The 18,231-nt window shown below is 36.9% G+C and carries 13 protein-coding genes; 5 read left to right on the top strand and 8 right to left on the bottom strand.

Annotated features, from left to right (window positions below):
• Nucleotides 1-579: 579 nt before the first annotated feature.
• Together ACF3OC_RS17310 and ACF3OC_RS17305 are read right to left on the bottom strand one after the other, a co-directional pair.
• Nucleotides 580-1,821 carry a DUF4374 domain-containing protein gene (locus ACF3OC_RS17310; protein WP_392470153.1) on the bottom strand — a complete coding sequence of 414 codons (1,242 nt, stop codon included), beginning with the start codon at nt 1,819-1,821 and terminating at the stop codon, nt 580-582.
• An 8-nt stretch (nt 1,822-1,829) separates the two neighbouring features.
• Complete coding sequence (locus ACF3OC_RS17305) at nt 1,830-4,316, bottom strand: TonB-dependent receptor plug domain-containing protein (RefSeq protein WP_277711498.1); 2,487 nt, start codon at nt 4,314-4,316, stop codon at nt 1,830-1,832.
• A gap of 126 nt (nt 4,317-4,442) precedes the next feature.
• Here ACF3OC_RS17305 and ACF3OC_RS17300 point away from each other — a divergent pair, with 126 nt between their 5' ends.
• The gene (locus tag ACF3OC_RS17300; RefSeq protein ID WP_277711496.1) at nt 4,443-5,501 is read left to right on the top strand and encodes a helix-turn-helix transcriptional regulator; all 1,059 of its coding nucleotides are present in this window, start codon (nt 4,443-4,445) and stop codon (nt 5,499-5,501) included.
• On the opposite strand, the gene ACF3OC_RS17295 is transcribed toward ACF3OC_RS17300, so the two are convergent.
• A complete protein-coding gene (locus tag ACF3OC_RS17295) occupies nt 5,461-6,120 on the bottom strand; it encodes a hypothetical protein (RefSeq protein WP_277711495.1) in 660 nt (219 codons plus the stop codon). The genes ACF3OC_RS17300 and ACF3OC_RS17295 overlap by 41 nt on opposite strands.
• A 286-nt stretch (nt 6,121-6,406) precedes the next feature.
• On the opposite strand from ACF3OC_RS17295, the gene ACF3OC_RS17290 reads away from it, so the two are divergent.
• On the top strand, nt 6,407-7,432 hold the full coding sequence (locus ACF3OC_RS17290; protein ID WP_182499106.1) for a LacI family DNA-binding transcriptional regulator: 1,026 nt from the start codon (nt 6,407-6,409) through the stop codon (nt 7,430-7,432).
• Here ACF3OC_RS17290 and ACF3OC_RS17285 read toward each other — a convergent pair.
• Nucleotides 7,422-8,990, bottom strand: a complete 1,569-nt coding sequence (locus tag ACF3OC_RS17285; RefSeq protein ID WP_182499105.1) for an MFS transporter — start codon at nt 8,988-8,990, stop codon at nt 7,422-7,424. The genes ACF3OC_RS17290 and ACF3OC_RS17285 overlap by 11 nt on opposite strands.
• A gap of 291 nt (nt 8,991-9,281) precedes the next feature.
• Here ACF3OC_RS17285 and kduI point away from each other — a divergent pair, with 291 nt between their 5' ends.
• The 3 genes from kduI to ACF3OC_RS17270 are packed head-to-tail and all read left to right on the top strand — an operon-like array spanning nt 9,282 to nt 12,021.
• Nucleotides 9,282-10,127, top strand: a complete 846-nt coding sequence (gene kduI, locus ACF3OC_RS17280) for a 5-dehydro-4-deoxy-D-glucuronate isomerase (RefSeq protein ID WP_094280642.1) — start codon at nt 9,282-9,284, stop codon at nt 10,125-10,127.
• Nucleotide 10,128: 1 nt separating this feature from the next.
• A complete protein-coding gene (locus ACF3OC_RS17275) occupies nt 10,129-11,244 on the top strand; it encodes a DUF4861 family protein (protein WP_182499104.1) in 1,116 nt (371 codons plus the stop codon).
• A gap of 12 nt (nt 11,245-11,256) precedes the next feature.
• Entirely contained in the window at nt 11,257-12,021 is a 765-nt protein-coding gene (locus ACF3OC_RS17270) for an SDR family oxidoreductase (RefSeq protein WP_182499227.1), read from the top strand.
• Nucleotides 12,022-12,079: 58 nt separating this feature from the next.
• Here the strand turns inward: ACF3OC_RS17270 and ACF3OC_RS17265 are convergent, their stop codons facing one another.
• The 4 genes from ACF3OC_RS17265 to ACF3OC_RS17250 are packed head-to-tail and all read right to left on the bottom strand — an operon-like array spanning nt 12,080 to nt 18,230.
• Nucleotides 12,080-13,321, bottom strand: coding sequence for a glycoside hydrolase family 88 protein (locus ACF3OC_RS17265; RefSeq protein WP_182499103.1), 1,242 nt, complete (start codon nt 13,319-13,321; stop codon nt 12,080-12,082).
• 11 nt (nt 13,322-13,332) lie between these two features.
• Nucleotides 13,333-14,607, bottom strand: coding sequence for a DUF2264 domain-containing protein (locus ACF3OC_RS17260; RefSeq protein ID WP_094280640.1), 1,275 nt, complete (start codon nt 14,605-14,607; stop codon nt 13,333-13,335).
• Nucleotides 14,608-14,611: 4 nt separating this feature from the next.
• Nucleotides 14,612-16,528: a heparinase II/III family protein gene (locus ACF3OC_RS17255; RefSeq protein WP_392470146.1), complete on the bottom strand. Its 1,917-nt coding sequence runs from the start codon at nt 16,526-16,528 to the stop codon at nt 14,612-14,614.
• 1 nt (nt 16,529) lies between these two features.
• Entirely contained in the window at nt 16,530-18,230 is a 1,701-nt protein-coding gene (locus ACF3OC_RS17250; RefSeq protein ID WP_094280638.1) for a RagB/SusD family nutrient uptake outer membrane protein, read from the bottom strand.
• Nucleotide 18,231 lies beyond the last annotated feature (1 nt).

Below are 18,231 nucleotides of genomic sequence, written 5' to 3'. Positions count from 1 at the left end.
TTTAATTGGAGATTATTAATAAAAGGGTTTATTAATAATCGACGCTAAAATTTATCAATAGAAAAATATATTGAACAATTGTTAACAAATAGTCAATATGGATTCAATGCACAAATAATTGTGCAGGGATGATTTTTTTTGAAAAATCTTAATGATTATTCGGTTGAAATTTGATTAGTTAGTTTTGGTTAATTGTGTTGTCTTTTTCTTCTAAAATTTAATGGTTAGAGTTTAATTTAGTTTGATTAGTTATATGGTTAATTGTGATATACAATTAAAGATATAGGTAATAAAAAGTTAATGCATCCTGTGCTGTCCTGTAGTTTTCAAAAAGATATATGGTTGATTATTAGTAGGTAATTAATTTTTGTTGGTTTATTCTTAATAGTATTTCCTTGTATAATTTGGCGAAATGAAGTTCATGTTTTGGGTGTATACAGGTTCGTTTATGGGTAATAAATTTGTGGTTTTTAGGGAAGGATTAGTAAGGGTTCATACAAAAATTAGGTGAAGTAATTACACAAAAAAGCCAAGTCAGATCTTCATCCAACTTGGCTATTAAAAAGCGAATAAGAATACTTATTTCTTTTCTACAAATGTAGCTGCTTCGATCTGACTAGCATTTTTTACTACCAAACCTTTTTTAGCATTACCTGTATTTGGATCTACCACGTAGAATTGAGGGAATTTATCCAATGCTGTAATTCCGAGGTAAGCTTTTCCTCCGAAAACATATGGCCAAGATACGCCATTAGGGATATCTCCTTTGGCAGGAATTCCGTTGATCCAATTGAATTTTTTGCTTTGCATATGAACGACTGCATATTGTGTTGAACCATCAAGTCCTGGTTGTTCATTAGCTGCATATTTTTTGTTATAGAATTCGATTAGGAATACATCGTCTTTCAAGTGCCATACTTTTTTGAAACGGTAACCTCCTGATGCGGTTTCAAGGTCATAGGTATAGCTTTTGTCGAATGTTGTAGCACCTTTTTTAATCACTAAAGCACCTGCTTTCTTGGTTCCGAAGTTATTTCCAGAGAACACATAGATATCGCCATTTGAAGCGGCACCAATTTGCGAGTAACGTGCAGAACGATAAAATGCTCCAGAGATTGACAAACGCGAGTCTGAGAATACAGCTTCAGTTTTTAGAGTTCTTGCATTAATCTTAGCGACAACAACATCGTCAATTTCCTTGTTTTCATGGAAGTGAAGACTGGTATAGAATGAACCATCTTGTCCATCTGCAAGTCCAATCAAGGCTGCATTTTTACCTTCATATCCTTTGAATTCGTTTACCTTGAAGGTTAAGAATTGGGGTTCGCCCGCTGATAAACCGATGCGGTTCATGGTACCGACTGTTTTATCAGCAGCTCTATAACCACTCATGATTGTATAGGCGTAATCACCTACTGTACCTGCTGTTACAAAACCATTTTGAATTTCAAATTGGTTTCCAATGGTTGTTGCAGCCCCAGCTGGATTAATCGTGAACCGTTGTCCAACGTGAGCATCTCCACGACCATATTTGATAGCCACAAATCCTTCGTAACCATAAGACATATACTGAGAGAATGTATTGGTGAACTCTAATCCAGCGCCCTTTGGTGAAATACTGTCTTTTTCATTTTCCAATGAAGCGGCAGTCAAATAGTATGTTGCATTGTTTACATCAGGGACCAAGGTCGCAATAATGAAATTACCTTTCGGGTTTTTCTCTACCGGAACTGTAGGAATTGGGTTTTCATCTTTACAGGCAACCATTGCGCATGCTCCCAATACTAAAATCCATGATTTTTTAATGAATTGATTTCTCATGTTAATTATTATTTGTTGTTAATATGTTTGTTTGTGTTTCGCTTAATGATGTAGTATCTCAGTTTTACAGAGAAACTTCTTCCAGGTTTTTGAAGGCTGAAATTGTCATATAACATTGCATTCGTCAGGTTTCTTGATTCTATGCTGATGTTATACTTTCCGTTTTCCAGCATATAGGTTGCTGAGAAATCCGAATACCATTGTTCTGGAACGATAGCTTTCGATGCTTTATCAGCATAGGCATAGGAGTGTAGATAAATCTGATCGACATAGTTTAAAGACCAGTTTAAATTCAGGGTATTACCTTTTCCTAACAGGTTGTGGAAATAATAAGAAGCATCAGCATTCCAGAAGAAATATGGAAGGTTAGGCATTCTATATCCATAATTTCCATTTACTTGAGTTTGGGCAAGATTCGAAAATGGGGCCTTATCTCTAATATTCATGTAAGTAAAGGTTCCACCAAGAGTAGCCTTGTTTTTATAGTAAATTCGAGCTTCAAGGTCAATACCCCATCTAGTTACTCGACCATGATTTTTGTTTAGAAAAACGGTCTCTCCATTTAATGCATCACCTCTTCTGCCTGCCATGCGTTGAATAAAATTGTAAGTATCACGGTGATAACCTGACCAATCAATATAGAGGTTGAAGGTTGGGTTTAACTCCTTGTTAAAGGTAATTCCGAGGTTGTAATTGTTTGATTCTTCTGGTTTTAAAGCAATATTTCCTTCGTCAAGAATTTCATCTCCGAATAGTTCTCTATCGTTAGGAAGTCGATAGGCTTTCTCTGCGGATGCTTTAAATTGCAGGTTTTTCAGAAAGTAGGTTGTCGCTATTCCGTATCCTGTTTTAGAGGCATCTTCATTTCTTCGGAAAGTAATATTCTCTTCATTGGTATATGGGCCACTCGCTTTGTTGAGATAATGTTTTGCAAATACAATGGTGTTCCATTTTCTATTGAAAGTATAGCGATATTCGAGTCCTAGACTGTTTTTTAAACTTGTGCGGGACATGCTATCTGAGGCTGCAGGTAATTCTGGATAAAGACCATTGGCGATACTTTCCAAATTTGGCTTACGCACGTAATAAGACATGTTGTTGTTCAGGTTGATGGAATGATTTTTATTGATTCGATAGCCTATGCCCAGGGATGCAGATTGATTGCTGTTCGAGTATTCTGACATCCCCAAACTAGCCTCTCCATAAGATGCATTGACTCCACGTAGATCGGCCATTAATTTCCTTGTGCCATCCCAACTATATTTATATGCTGAAGTATCCACGCTGCCTGCCCTTTCATAATTGTAGTTTCCTGTAGCTCGAACACTCAATCCCTCCACAAATAAATTCCGTTTGTCATAGACAAATGATGGTAATATCGATTTACTAAAAGCCGTTCTTTCGCCAAATACATATCTCATTTCAGATCCATTCTGTATATCGCGATGTACTTGTCCCATAGTCAGACCCAATAGCATTCGGTCTGCCCATTTCTTACCAACTATACCGACTTTGGCAATTACAGTTTCATTCCGGTAATTATCATGGAATCTTCTAAACCAAGACGAATCAGACGACCATGAAGAACCTGATTGCCAGTTATCACCTTCCTCTGTTGAGTTTCTATCCTTAGCAAAAACTCTATATGAAGTTTTAACCTTATAATCGTTGTCTGAATAATTCTGGAAGGCATTTAATTGGAATGAAATGCCGGATTTGAAGGTATGGTTAAGACTAATATTGCTTTTATGCGTGTTGAATGAACCGTAGGAATAAGAGGCGTCAATGGAGCTATTGGCGGATTGGTTGGTTACAATATTGATTACACCTCCTAATGCATCGGCACCAAATTCGATAGGAACCACCCCTTTGTAGATTTCAATCCTTTCCGCAGCATTCACTGGAATATTATTCAATTGGAAGGCTGATCCCATTCCTTCCATGGGAACACCATCCATAAATACGCGGATATTCCGACCAGTAAAACCATTCAACGTAATGTTCATATCAGAACCAATACCACCAGTCTCTCTAATTTTTACCCCTGATGCTTTATCCAATAGGTGGGCAAGGTCCAATGTAGAATTGTATTGAGATTTTGCATCCAAGGCAACCACATTGAATGGAGTTTCTCTGACTTTTTGAATCGCATTTTTCCCTTTTACAACGACTTGGTCTATATTTGTTCTGGGATCAATTTTCAAATGATAGTTTCGAATGATTTTATAATTTGCCTTGATTTGTATTCTTTCATATCGGCTGATGTAACCGACAGCTGAGATAATAATTTCGTATTCCCCCGGATGAACATTGAAAGAGAAATCTCCATTTTTATCGACTTCACAATGACTATTGGAATGCTTGATTCTTGCTGTTGCGTGTTCAATGATATGATGGTTTAAATCTTCGATATGTCCATTAATTTTTGCTGTTTGCGAAAGTGCGTAAGAAGAAAATAAACCAATGAGAGTAAATAGTAATAAATATTTTTTCATTTATGATTAAAAAAATTGATGTCATTATTAAAGAATGCCCTTATTGCTATTTAGAATAATTATAAATAACTTTGCAAAGTTATAGTTACAAACAGAAGTATTTAGCGAAATCTGGGACAAAAAGTAATGAAAAAAGGTATGTGGGTTAGGTCAGAAATTCCCGAAATAAATAGGGTGATTTACGATCAAACAGTGGAGGATAATACATCGAAAGATGATAAAATAGTTAACGATAAAGAGTTTTTATATAACGGAAATGGGGTATCAGTTAGTTGTAAAACGCAATATGCGCAAGGACTTCATATTGCAGAAGTCCAAATGGATACTACAAAAGAATTAACCAATACTTGGATGACTGAAAAACCGCATGTAAGGTTTTTCTTTTATTTGAAAGGGCATTCACGAGTAAGGAATGGGGCAGGCGATGAAAGTTATGACCATCAGATCGGAATGTTGCAGAGAAATTTCTTAGATAACAATGGTGCTGGTGGGATCATAAATATTGACCCAAATGACTCGATTCATTATGTAATCATTAAAATGACTCATTCTTTTTATTTAGACTTGGTGAAGGATGAAGAATGGATTTCATCGGACAGTTTTCATCAATATATTTTGAAGGGGATTCCTGAAAATCGACCCAATGAAACGCGTTATATGGATGTCAATATTTTCAGAGTTTTAAAGGAGATTATTGGCAATGAGAATCTGGTTCAGCATCGGTATCATTTTCTCAGAATCAAGCTTAAGGAACTGTTATTTGTTCTATTCCAAAATACTAATTACGGGACTTCCATACCTGAAAAGGCTTCTATAGAAAGTGTAAGCTTAGAAAAGGTGAAATCTTATCTTTTTCTACATCTTGAAAACCCACCTAGCAGCTCCGAATTGGCTAAGATATTTATGCTTAATGAACGCAAATTAAAACAGGATTTTCAATTACAATATGGCACTACGATTTATGGAATGGTAATCCAAATGCGGATGCAAAAAGCGAAAGATCTGCTGTATGAACAACATAATGTCAATGAGATCGCCTGCATTCTAGGATATAGTAGTGTCCCACATTTTATTAAGGTTTTTAAATCTTATTTTGGGGACACTCCAAAGCAGTTTATGTTAGAAATTCAGCATTTAACAGCTGCTACTCCTGTGACCAAGCCTTTACATAGTCATATTCAATAACAGTAGTTTGGCTATTGTTGCTGTCATAATTGGCAGCCCCTAGACCAATTCTGTCCAAGGTGGTAATCCCACTATTCTTCCAAGAATATATGTTTGTATTATTTATAAAGAATTCAATGTTTCCATTTTCATTTTCTAATCGTAGGATATTAGTTTTATCGATGGGCTGGATGGCTGAGTTTTCCTTCCAGTTTTGAATTATTTCCAATTCTCCATCTTCATGATTGAAGATGGTAAAATGTCCAGATTGTTCAATAACTATCCAAGATTTATTATCAGAATCCCTGCGGTCAAAAATAATTCCTGCATCACCTTTTCCCCCTGTTTGTTTAAAACTAATTTCAAGAATTTGTTTTTTTCCTTGTCCAAATATATTTACGGGACAATTAAAGCCATTTACAAAGGTCCCATTGATGCTATAATTAAGGATATACTTACCATTATTTATTTCACTCCTTAATAGGTTGTCTGTACCGACAAACCATTTGCTATCGTCATTGAAATTCTCCTCATAGACAAGAGTTCCATGCTTTTCACCTTCATCCTTACTACATGAAACCAATAGTAAGATGCTCAAAATTGCCAGGAATATATTCCCATTTAATGATATTCTTTTCATAGATAAGTGTTTTTAAAAATTGAAATGTTGTTACTAAAATTTATTCCTTCAAATTGATTTAATGTTGATAGGATAAAGTTAGGAGAGGTTGTTTTTCAATACAATACTAGAAAACCATTATATTTTTGGTCTTCAAAGAATCGTTTGCAGTTATCCAAATCCAATAATTAAGTCAGATTATTGGCCTAATCCTACAATTATTAGTCTTAAAATCCTTTATTATTAAATTAATGCTATTTTAGTAGGGTTACTTTTTTGAACCACAGCATCATTATTTCCATTCATCATGAGCAACATTACATTAAAAGAATTAGCTTCAAAATTGGGGTTATCGGTATCTACTGTATCGAAGGCCTTGAATAATAGCTTTGAAATTAGTGATGAGACTAAGCTTCGAGTGAGGAAAATGGCTCAGAAATATAATTATAGGCCGAATATATTAGCTAAAAGCCTAAAAACTGGGCGTAGTAATTCCATTGCAGTAATTATTCCATATTTAGGAAATCCATTTCAATCCCAGCTTTTGGAGGGTGCCCATAAAGCAGCTTATGAAAGAAATTATAAGTTAGTATTTATGCAAAGCCATGAAAATGCTAAACTAGAACAGGAATCCCTAAAAACCCTACAACAGCAGAATGTGGATGGTGTTATCATCACCCCATCTGCTAATAGTAACCTGAAATATTTAAAACAGTTCCATCAAATTTGCCCGCTTGTACTGGTAGATCGTATTGATTTTGATCTCCCAACTTTTAAAATTGGGGTTAATAGTGAAAAAGGAGCTTTTGATGCTACCCAACATTTGATAAAGTCTGGTCGAAAAAATATTCTGGTTTTATGTGGAATGAACATTGGTATCAACCAAAAGAGGATTTCAGGTTACAATAAGGCGCTGATGGCCAATTTTATCCCTGAAAATAAAGACAATATTATCCAGGTAGACTATGGCCAATCCAGAGAAGATTTAATCGAGAACCTCACACATATCTTGAAGGATAAATTGAGTAAAACTTCCGAGCCAATGGGAATCTTGGGGACCACTGATACCCTGACAGTTTCAACCTTGGGGATTCTTTCTAATTTAGGAATAAAAGTGCCTGAGCAAGTTTCTGTAATTGGTTTTGCCAACACTGAAATTGCAGAGTCCTTAAACCCTTCCTTATCTACGATTATTCAACCTGCCTTTGAAATAGGAGTAAAGGGTGTAGAAAAACTAATACAATTAATAGAGTCTAAGGATAGGTTCAAAATGGATTATGACACAACTATCCTTGACACATTTATTGTTCCTCGCAATTCAACTAAAGTTTAACTGGTTTCATTTTAGGAACCAAAATCTTCATAATTATCCAAGCAACCAAATAGGCGAGTGCACAAAAGGTAAATACGATCATATATCCTTGGTCAATCCCATTTGCAACAGTATCCCCTTTTGAAGCAAGTTGTTTTAAAAACTCCTCAATATTTGCAACACCATGCTGTTCGAAGAACGCTTTTTTAGAGTCTATATTGGCAATTTCTGGAAATCTATTTAGTACATTCTCTCCATTGACAGTACTCCAATTTGTCTCTGCATAATCAAATAATTTACCTGAATATATATTGATAAAAAAGGATCCCAATCCACCTGCTAATCCGCCAATACCAGTCACTGTTGCAATCGCTTTCTTAGGAAACATATCACCAACAGTTGAAAAGATATTTGCCGACCATGATTGATGTGCTGCAGCGCCAATACCAATCAATATAGTAGGAATCCAGAAGGAATAATGTCCAAATGGTTGTGCCAATAGAACCAATAATGGGAAAAATGCAAAGATTAGCATGGCTCTCATTCTGCCAGCATAAGGATTCATGCCTTTGTTGATAAAATAGGTTGGCAACCAACCTCCAATCAAGGAGAACATCGTGATGCTATATAAAACAAACAGAGCTAATTGCCCATTCAAATCCGATGATTTTACCCCATAAACAGAACTTAAATAAGCCGGCATCCAGAATAAATAAAACCACCAAACCCCATCGGTCATAAATTTTCCAATGGCGAAAGCCCATGTTTGATTATGTCTCAAACAATTTAGGATACTAACTTTCCCTTGTACTACAGGAGGGTTTAATTCATTTTGTTGAGCTTCAAGGACATCGTCTTGCTGAATATATTCCAATTCGGCTTCATTCACTTTTGGGTGTACCTCAGGCTTATCATACATGAAGATCCAATAGCCCATCCATATAAATCCCAATGCCCCAATTATGATAAATGACATTTCCCAACCCCAGTATTTTGCGATAACAGGGATACATAAAGGTGCAATCAAGGCACCAATGGTAGATCCTGCATTAAATATACTGGTAGCAAAAGCTCGGTCTTTTTTAGGGAAATATTCGGCTGTTGTTTTGATGGCTGCAGGGAAGTTCCCAGCTTCACCAATTGCCAAGACAAAACGCGCAAAAATAAATAAGACTACACTGACATTGATGACCCTTGAAAAATCATGAACATTTCTTATAGCTTCTTTAGCACCTTCAAATCCTACGAACCATTCGCCGGCAACAATACCAGATGTCGCGATTCCACAAAATGCATGGAGAATAGCACCAACAGACCATACCGCAATAGCCCATAAGAATCCTTTTTTGGTGTCCATCCAATCAATGAACCGACCTGCAAACAACATCCCAACCGCATAGAATATAGAGAATAAAGCAGTGATTAGTCCGTAATCATTATTGGTCCAATGGAACTCCGGAGAAATAAAATCTTTCCAAGTAAGGGAAAGCACCTGCCTATCTAAATAATTTATGGTGGTGGCGAAAAATAAGAGGGCACAAATGGTCCATCTGTATTTACTAGCTTTTTGGTCGGTCATAAAATCGTTTATTGGTTGTTTTGCCTCAATTCGATAAAAATACTGCCAAAGGTTTTATCCTTATCCAATAATGATGTGCTAAATTGAGATTAACGGTTTACAATTATTTATAAGTATCCTAATAATTGGTAGGAAATAAAAGAAATTTTTACTTAAACGTTTTCGAAGATTTTGAAATTAACTCTTGGATAATTGAATTATTAATGTCGAAAAGTCGAAATCGATTTCGCAGATATTAAACTTTTTCTTCTCAAACTTGTGTTACCTTATGATTTCTAAAAAAATAAAAAAATGAATTTAACCTTTGAAAATCGATACGCTATCGGACCTAATGAAACAAAAAACCTAGATACCGAAGGTTTGAGAAAGAACTTTCTTATCGAAAAGTTATTTGGAGAAGATAATATTCACTTTACTTACAGTCATTATGATCGTTATATGGCAGGTGGAGCAATGCCTGTCAACCAAAAGTTAAAGCTTGAAACAATTGAAGCTCTATTGAAAGAAGAATATTTTTTAAGCAGGAGAGAGTTGGGGATTATCAATGTCGGCGGAGATGGCAAGGTTGAAGCCGATGGAGAACTCATTGATCTTAATTATAAGGAAGCATTATATATTGGCAAGGGAACTATGGAAGTGTACTTCATCAGTAATGACCCAGCGAAACCTGCAAAATTCTATCTGAATTCTACACCTGCTCACCATTCATATCCAACAAAAAAAGTAACTAAAGAACAGGCTAATAAAATTGAATTGGGATCCTTGGAAACTTCAAATCATAGGGTTATCAATCAGATGCTATTGCATACGGTTATTCAAACTTGTCAGTTGCAAATGGGCATGACTGAATTGCAAGTAGGTTCCGTATGGAATACCATGCCTGCGCATACCCATGACAGACGTATGGAAGTTTATTTTTATTTTGATCTTCCTGAAGGACAGTCAGTTTCTCATTTTATGGGACCTGTAAATGAAACCCGTCATATCTGGATGCAAAATGAACAAGCAGTAATTTCTCCACCTTGGTCTATTCATGCTGGTGCAGGAACTAGTAACTATACTTTTATCTGGGGAATGGCTGGTGAAAATATGAATTATGATGATATGGACAAATGTCCAATTACAGAATTGAAATAATATGAAAAAGATTTGGCTTAGTGTATTCACAATTGCAGTAGCCGTTCAGGCTAATGGACAGAAATATATCCAAGTAACGAACGCTTCAGGAAATAGCAGAAATGAATTGGTATCCATTCCTTATGATAAGTTTACTTCACACTTTGCCCTTGATAGCATATTCACGGTAAAAGATGAAAATGGAAATATCATTCCTCATCAATTGGAAAAGCTTGGAGCAGATCAACCTATCAATGTGCTTTTACAAGTAAAGTTGGAGCCAAAATCAAAAATAAGGCTTTCGGTTGTTAATACTGCGAGTCCAGCTATTGCCAGGAAAACCTTTGCCAGATATGTTCCTGAAAGATTTGATGATTTCGCGTGGGAAAATGATGTTCTAGCTTTTAGAATGTATGGAAAAGCATTAGAGGGTAGGGCGGATGATGCACAAGGTTTAGATGTCTGGGCTAAGAGAACCGATCATTTAATCATTGATAAATGGTATGAGACCGAGGATTACCATAAAGATCACGGTGAAGGCCTTGATTATTATTCTGTGGGGCAAACACTAGGTGCAGGTGATATCGGACTTTATCTCAATGGAAACTTACAGTTTACCAAGCATTATAGAAGATATAAGGTATTGGATAATGGTCCATTAAGAACCACTTTTCAGTTGGAGTTTGATCCGGAGAATGTAGAAGGACAAAATATTACTTTCAGTAAAACATATCGTTTAGATGCTGGAAGTAACTTTAATAAAGTCACTTTACAATTTGAAAATCAAAAGGAGGCGACTACGCCAATCGCTATTGGAGTGGTAAAAAGAAAAGAGGAGAACCCTAAGTTAACTTATTCACAAAAACCAAGCTCTTTGGCTTATTGGGAGCCAGAAATTAATTCAAGTGGTCATATTGGGGTTGCTGTTATTGTTCCCGAAAAAGGCGTACAGTTTGTGAATGATAGACCTGAACAAGCATTATTAATCACTCAGGTTAAAAATGATAAAGACTTTGTTTACTATAATGGAGCTGCCTGGAATAGAGCTGGTAAAATAACAGATGATAAGGAGTGGAATAAGGCGGTGGAAACCTATAAAGAAAATTTAAAGAAACCTCTGAAAACAGTATTAAAATAAAAAATGATGTCAATTTTAAGTTCATTTGATTTAAAAGGAAAATTGGCCTTAGTGACGGGCTGTAAACGCGGAATTGGGAAAGCTATGGCTGAAGGCTTAGCAGAGGCTGGAGCCGATATTATTGGGGTTTCAGCTAGCTTGGAATCAGAAGGTTCTGATGTTGAAAAATCAATCCAAGGATTGGGTAGAAAATTCTATCCATACCAATGTGATTTTTCTAAGCGTGAAGAACTCTATGCCTATATTGAAAAGGTAAAATCCGAACATCCTCAAATCGATATCCTGTTCAATAATGCCGGTAATATTTTGAGGAAACCTGCTGTTGAACATCCCGACGAATATTGGGATCAGATTATAGAAATCAACCAAAACTCTCAATTTATCTTAACCAGAGAAATAGGGAAGGAGATGGTAGCTCGAGGATCCGGAAAGATAATCTTTACCGCTTCATTGCTATCTTTTCAGGGCGGGGTAAATGTACCTGGATATGCAGCGTCTAAAGGGGCAATTGCTTCATTGACCAAAGCATTTGCTAATGAATGGGCAAGCAAAGGAGTAAATGTCAATGCCATTGCTCCTGGTTATATTGCAACCGATAATACCGAAGCATTAAGGAACGATCCTAATCGTTCTGCATCTATCTTGGATAGAATTCCTGCAGGAAGATGGGGAGAAGCTGAAGACTTTAAAGGACCGGCTGTATTCCTTGCTTCTCAAGCCTCCAATTATGTACATGGAACCATTCTTACCGTCGATGGCGGTTGGATGGGAAGATAATAAAATAGGGGTTATCAACCGATAACCCCTAAATCTATTTACTTGTACTATCAACTTTTTATTTTAGTTCCTTAAGTCTGGTTAAAGCCTCCAGGTAATAATAATCAGCATATGTTAGCGGCCCATCCACTTCTGAGTTATGTGGTAAACTCCCTACGCTATGTTTCAAAAGGAATCCTCCATTTGTTTTATAATCTGCAAAATAGGCTGGACTTGATAAAGATTTTAAACTTTCTTTCGCAAAGTCCAAAAACTGCTTTTTATCCTTGCCTTCCGAAAATTGAGAAAGCTCTATAAGCGCTGAAGTTACAATTGCAGCAGCAGATGCATCTCTAGGAATTGGAGAAATATTTCTACCTGTAAAGTCTACATCCGAATTATATCCTTTTTGATGGGCATTAAAATCCCAGTAAGGAATTTTATCCTTCGGTAAGTTGGAATTGTTCATGTAGAACTTCGCGGCCTTTTGAGCAGTTGCTAGATAATCAGCTTTCTTGGTTTCTCGGTACATCATGGTAAATCCATAGATCGCCCAAGCCTGTCCGCGAGACCAAGTAGAATTATCCGCAAATCCTTGATTGGTTTGTTGGTGAATAGCTTTTCCATTGGCATCATAATCCACCACATGGTAAGTGCTATAATCAGAACGGAAATGATTTTTCATCGTTTGATCTGCATGGCTGATCGCTACTTCCTTATACTTTGGATCACCAGTAATGTCAGAAGTATAACAAAGCATTTCCAGGTTCATCATATTATCAATAATAACAGGGTATTTCCAAACCGTTTTGTTGTCCCAAGATTTCTTCTCGTTCCATGATTTGATCACACCTACCTTGGCATCATAGCGCTTCAAGGCAGTATTGGATGAATGAATAATAAGGTCTTTATATTCCTTTACTTTCGCAGGATCATTCAGGTATTTGATTGCATTTCCATAAGAACAGTACATCACAAAGCCAATATCATGGTGTTGGTCCAAGTCCTTTGCTTTTTCCAGTTTTTCAGTCCATTTAATTGCTTCTGCTTTAGTTTCTTCATTGGCGGTTTGATGATAGATATACCATAAAGATCCCGGGAAGAATCCCCCGGTCCAATCCCATTCATCTGTACCAATCAGTTTGCCGTCTTTGGTCGTTCGAGGGAACTTATTTAAAACATCGGCTTCTTTGGCGAGATACTGATATTGCTTGTCTGCTTTCTTAAAAATTGCCGGAATAAAATCTTGTTGCTGCGGTTTCATGCTAATAAATAAAACTGATGCTGCTGCAGCAAACAAGGATGTAATCTTGATTTTCATATATAGGTGTTCTAATAAGTTACGTAATAATCTTTAGGAAATTTCTCTCCCGAAAATGCTTTTTGTGAAGTCCATGGTTCAGGTTTACTGCTCCAAAATTCATCGCTCTCAGGCAATCCCAATGCAATAAAGGATAATGATGCCTCATAAAGGGATCCGGTATTCGTGTAAGAGTCTGCAATGTTTCCCTGTTTTGCAGAAGTTAATCCCAATACCAACCAGCCATATTTATCATAAATATCATGAACATAAATCTTCTTGAGCATAGCTGTCATGGCTGCGCGAACCTGTCCTGGTTTTAACGTTTCTGGTAATTTCTTGTCCAGGGCAACAGCTGCCAAGGGTTGAAAACCTCCATTTCTATAAGTAGAACTTCGACCAATAACTGGGTAATATCCTTCCGGAGAAATCATCCTCTCCTGATGCTCGGCATACCTTTGCATCCGCTTATAGGCGCGCTTGTATTTTTCTTCATAGTCAGCTGAAACTTTCGCATTATGCTTTAATGTTTCAACCAGCATACAATGAATCACATACCCATTATAATAATCAAAACTGAATCGAGCTCCATCACTATACCAACCATCCCCAACATACCAATCCTTATCAAATTTTTCGATGGCATGATCAATCTTCTGTCTTTCAGGTTCAACCCCAACACTGAATAAAAATGTTTCAGTCATAGAAGCGAATAGAAGCCAGTTGCTTTCATTTGGAACTATCCACCTGATATGCATAAATTCGGCTATCACCTGCTTCTTGGTTTCCTCGGGAAGTGGTTCCCATAACGCTTTAGGAGCACGTAAAAAGCCTAAAGCCAGGTGTGCCGCATCAACCAAGGTTTGTTTGGAATTATCTCGCCAAGCAAAATAATCCGGAGAATCTGGATTTACGCCATTTTGAATACCCAATAAAGCTTGCTTAAGGAATTTCTCCCTTAACTTACCTTCTGAACTTCCATCGGAGGGAAGGGCTAGCCATGGCGCAATTCCAGCCAATAAACGTCCAAATGCCTCCAAATATCCTACCTTAGGATTTCTTCCATCAAAGGATTCTGAAACCACCATGGGCATGTTTTTTTGAAAAGTTCCCTTACTTATATTCTCCAAGATTGGCGAAGCCATTTTACTGATGACCTCCACCCAATAAGCTCTGTCGTTCAAAGACTCTTTATCCAAGACTGCTGTATCTTGTGGTTTTAAATCAGAAGCTTCCACATTGGTTTTTGCCAAAGTCATTCCCCCAATGAATAGCCCTGCTTTTTGAATCCACGCTCTCCTTTTCATAATTTTAGTTTATCGTAAATGTATAACTGCCCTTTGAAGCCAAAACTTTTGCTTTTAGATTAAGCCTGTAGATTTTTGCGCCCCAGACATTGCTTAATCTAGTATCATCCTGTTCAATCACATCAATGGATGGCTCAAATAACTTTGCATCAAATGTTAGCGTATGTGTTCCATTGTTTAATGAAATCTTACCGTTTTCAATTTTAGGTTCTGATGCCAATAAGAAATGTACAATGTTTTCCTTATTAGGATTCTCAATATTGAAATCATCCGTAATGATTAATGCCTTATTGTTAATCTTGTATTTTCTGACCCATGTTTTAATCTTTGCTTCTGCAGGATATGCACCTGCGATATCCAATTTGAACTCATTTTTCTTAGCGTCAAATGATGCATCTCTTGATTTATACTTGGCTCCATAAGGTTGGTCAAACCCATTTATCTGAGGCAAGTTATGGTATGCACTCTGCATGGTCCAGATATCATAACGTTCATTACTGAATGTTTTCTTGTTATAGGTTCCTACCCCTGCATCAATAAATATAGGTTTTTCATCCATGTATAAGATGAAAGTACCAACATCGTTATGATTGTGACTTTCATTGTTGAATCCTCCTTTGGCAGCAAAGAATAAATCAGGAGTCCTGATATATAAAAACTCTGTCTCAGGGTACCATTTGTATGGATTGTTAGGCAATTGAGCAATTTCTCCATGGATTCCTTCTAAGGTTCTTAAATCTTCAAGACTTCTAAATGCATCCCGAGTTACGGAAACCTTATTTGGCTTTTTCTCCATAAGGTATTTTGCAAATTGCTTCATTTCTTTACTGTCAACGGATTCTCCATAACGATAGATCAATAATGGATCTCCACCACCTTTGGCAGATGCATCTGCAAAGTTTACCACCCATGAATCACCTCCAATATAGGATTGAGAAATATATTCCCCCATATCCTTGATAACTTTCTGGTCAAATAAGTTAATCTTATTGCCAGTGGAAAGCGCTAAGATTTCAAGGTAATCATACAACTTACCTGCTGCGTGTCCCCAATAAGATGGCCCTTCTTCACAAGCACCGTCTTTTTTAACATAATTGATAAATTTATCCACCGATCTCATGGTCTTGTAGATGCCTTCAATTTTAGCATTCTCATTATCTTCAATCAGTAATAAGGAGGTCAATACATTGAAATTACACCAAGGATTCCAGTTGTTGACAATAGCATTGTCTTTCAGTTCCAAAGCCTGCCACCACATATCATTCCTTTGCATATAGGGCTCAATAATTCGTGAATGAATATGACTCTTTAGTCTGCTGCTAATCTCAGGATTGACTTTGTTCATCTCGTCTTTTAAGAAATAATGAATCCAAGAAAGAAATGATCCCATATCTCCAGCCATTAAATCCACAACATGAACGCCCGACTGGGGTAATGTCCTTTTTGAAGATTGATAAGCTGGTACATGAGCTGATAATGACCAGGTGCTCATCTCTGTGAAATACCAAACACCATTGATGATCTGATCCATAAATCTGCCTTTTCCTTCCGCCAATTCTGCAAAAAATAAACTACTCAAAGCTGTGGCATTTTCATTCATCGGTTTCTCCATAATCACCCTTGAGCCATCTCGTTCATAGGCTAAGTAATCAGTTGCTTTGACGACCTTCCATTGATATGTTAATGCCTGTTCACCTTTTTCAATAATATTTGCATAAACTGGTGCCGTTAGCTGTTTCCAACCTTCACGGTCTGAATAGCTAGGATATGGAACCCATTTCTGATTGTCCAACAGACTGCTTTTCACTTCTGCCTGACTGAAATTCTTGCATAATAAATCTAAAGAGGGATCAGTTTTTCCGCTCGATAGAGCAGAAAAACTGATAAAGATTAAGAATGTAAAACCGATTAAATGCTTCATGTTACCAATCTTGATTTTGTGTTAAACTTGGATTCATTTCTATTTCAGCACCCGGGATAGGCCAAATGGTATGGCGGGTTTGATAGCCACGGGTCAATAGATTATCTCCAACAATACTTTTTTCAATAAAATTATTCGAAACTTCTGTAAGCTGGTTCCATCTTTTTAAATCAAAATATCTATGACCTTCAGCTGCCAATTCAACTTTTCGCTCATGTGAAATTCGCTTTTGCATATCCTGTTTGCTGGAAACCGCTAAAAATGCGGCACCCGAATTGATACCTGGCATGTTGGAACGTGTTCTAACTTTGTTCAATTCCGTAATCGCCTTATTTAATTCTCCATTCTCATTATAGGCCTCCGACAACATTAATAGGACATCAGCAAATCGAATCAATGGGAAGTTGATCGGTGTATGTGCGCGGTCTGTAAGAGCACCTTTTAAATTGCCCTCAGGAACAAATTTACGCCACATATAGGTTAACCATCCTCTGTTGTTTCTGATCTGACCGAAGTTTTCATTTACACCAGTTGCTAGAACTAGTTTCATGTTTCTTTCCTGATTGGCATTCCAACCTAGGTAGTCCGAATAGGGAACTATCAAGGATTGATTCATTCGAGGATCCCTGCCAGCATATATTTTTCTGATTTTTGCTGTATCTGGAAGATGAGTGTAATTACCATTGTTATGGGTTGCCATCATAGCTTCTTTTTTAACCGCATTGTCAGCATTATAATTCGCATAGTGATCATCCCAATTAAATGGAGACCCATCCTTGTTCTCGTAACTATCCGCAAACCTCGTGCTTGGCATTACATTGTTCCAGCAGCTTCCAAAGGTAGATCTTGATCCCATATAGAATGCCATCGGCATACCGTATGGGAAGCCTGTTCCGCCCATGTTCTGAATAGAAAAGATGGACTCAGCACTGTTGTCGCCTTCCATTTTAAATAATGAACTGTAATCCGCACTTAACGAATAGTTGTAGGCATTGGTTTTATTGTAAACAATATCCTCAAAATCCTTGATCGCATTTGCCCAATTCTTTTGATATAAATACACTTTTCCACGCAAGGCTACAGCTGCTCCCTTCGTCACTCGTCCTAGATATTTATCGTCATATTTGACTGGTAAATTTTGAATAGCAAAATTTAAATCCTCAATAATGAATTTTTGAACATCTTCAACCGATGACCTCGGATTTTTTAAATCAGCAAAATCCTTGTTTAGATCAACCTGCTCATCGTAAATTGGCAATCCTCCAAATAAATTACTTAGCTGGAAGTACATCAGACTACGTAAAAATTTAGCCTCCGAAATCATGATGTTTTTCTTTTCAGCATCAATTTCCATCTTTTGAATATTGCTGATGGCATGATTTGCTCGTTGAATTAAATCATAACCGCTTTTCCAACGACCAGTCACTGTTCCAGATCTATCCGTGAATGCACCGGAGATAATATCTCCAAAGCCAATATCATAGCCAATCCCTACATCCGTTAAGTCATCATAAGCGAACTGAAGCCCAAATGTGTTTTCCTTTTTTAGGTCATTATATACGCCTAGAACACCAGCCAAGGCTTGATCTTCTGTTTGCCAAAAAGTGTTGCCACTAACTTGGCTATATGGTACAGTATCCAACTTATAGCAAGAACTAAATGCCAAACAAGCCGAAATACATATTAAAGTTATCTTTTTCATT

The sequence above is a fragment of the Sphingobacterium cellulitidis genome, from assembly GCF_043187465.1.
In the GTDB taxonomy this organism is placed as follows: Bacteria; Bacteroidota; Bacteroidia; order Sphingobacteriales; family Sphingobacteriaceae; genus Sphingobacterium; species Sphingobacterium cellulitidis.
The sequence above is the reverse complement of the archived record's forward strand: the minus strand, read 5'-3'. Positions and strand labels throughout refer to the sequence as shown.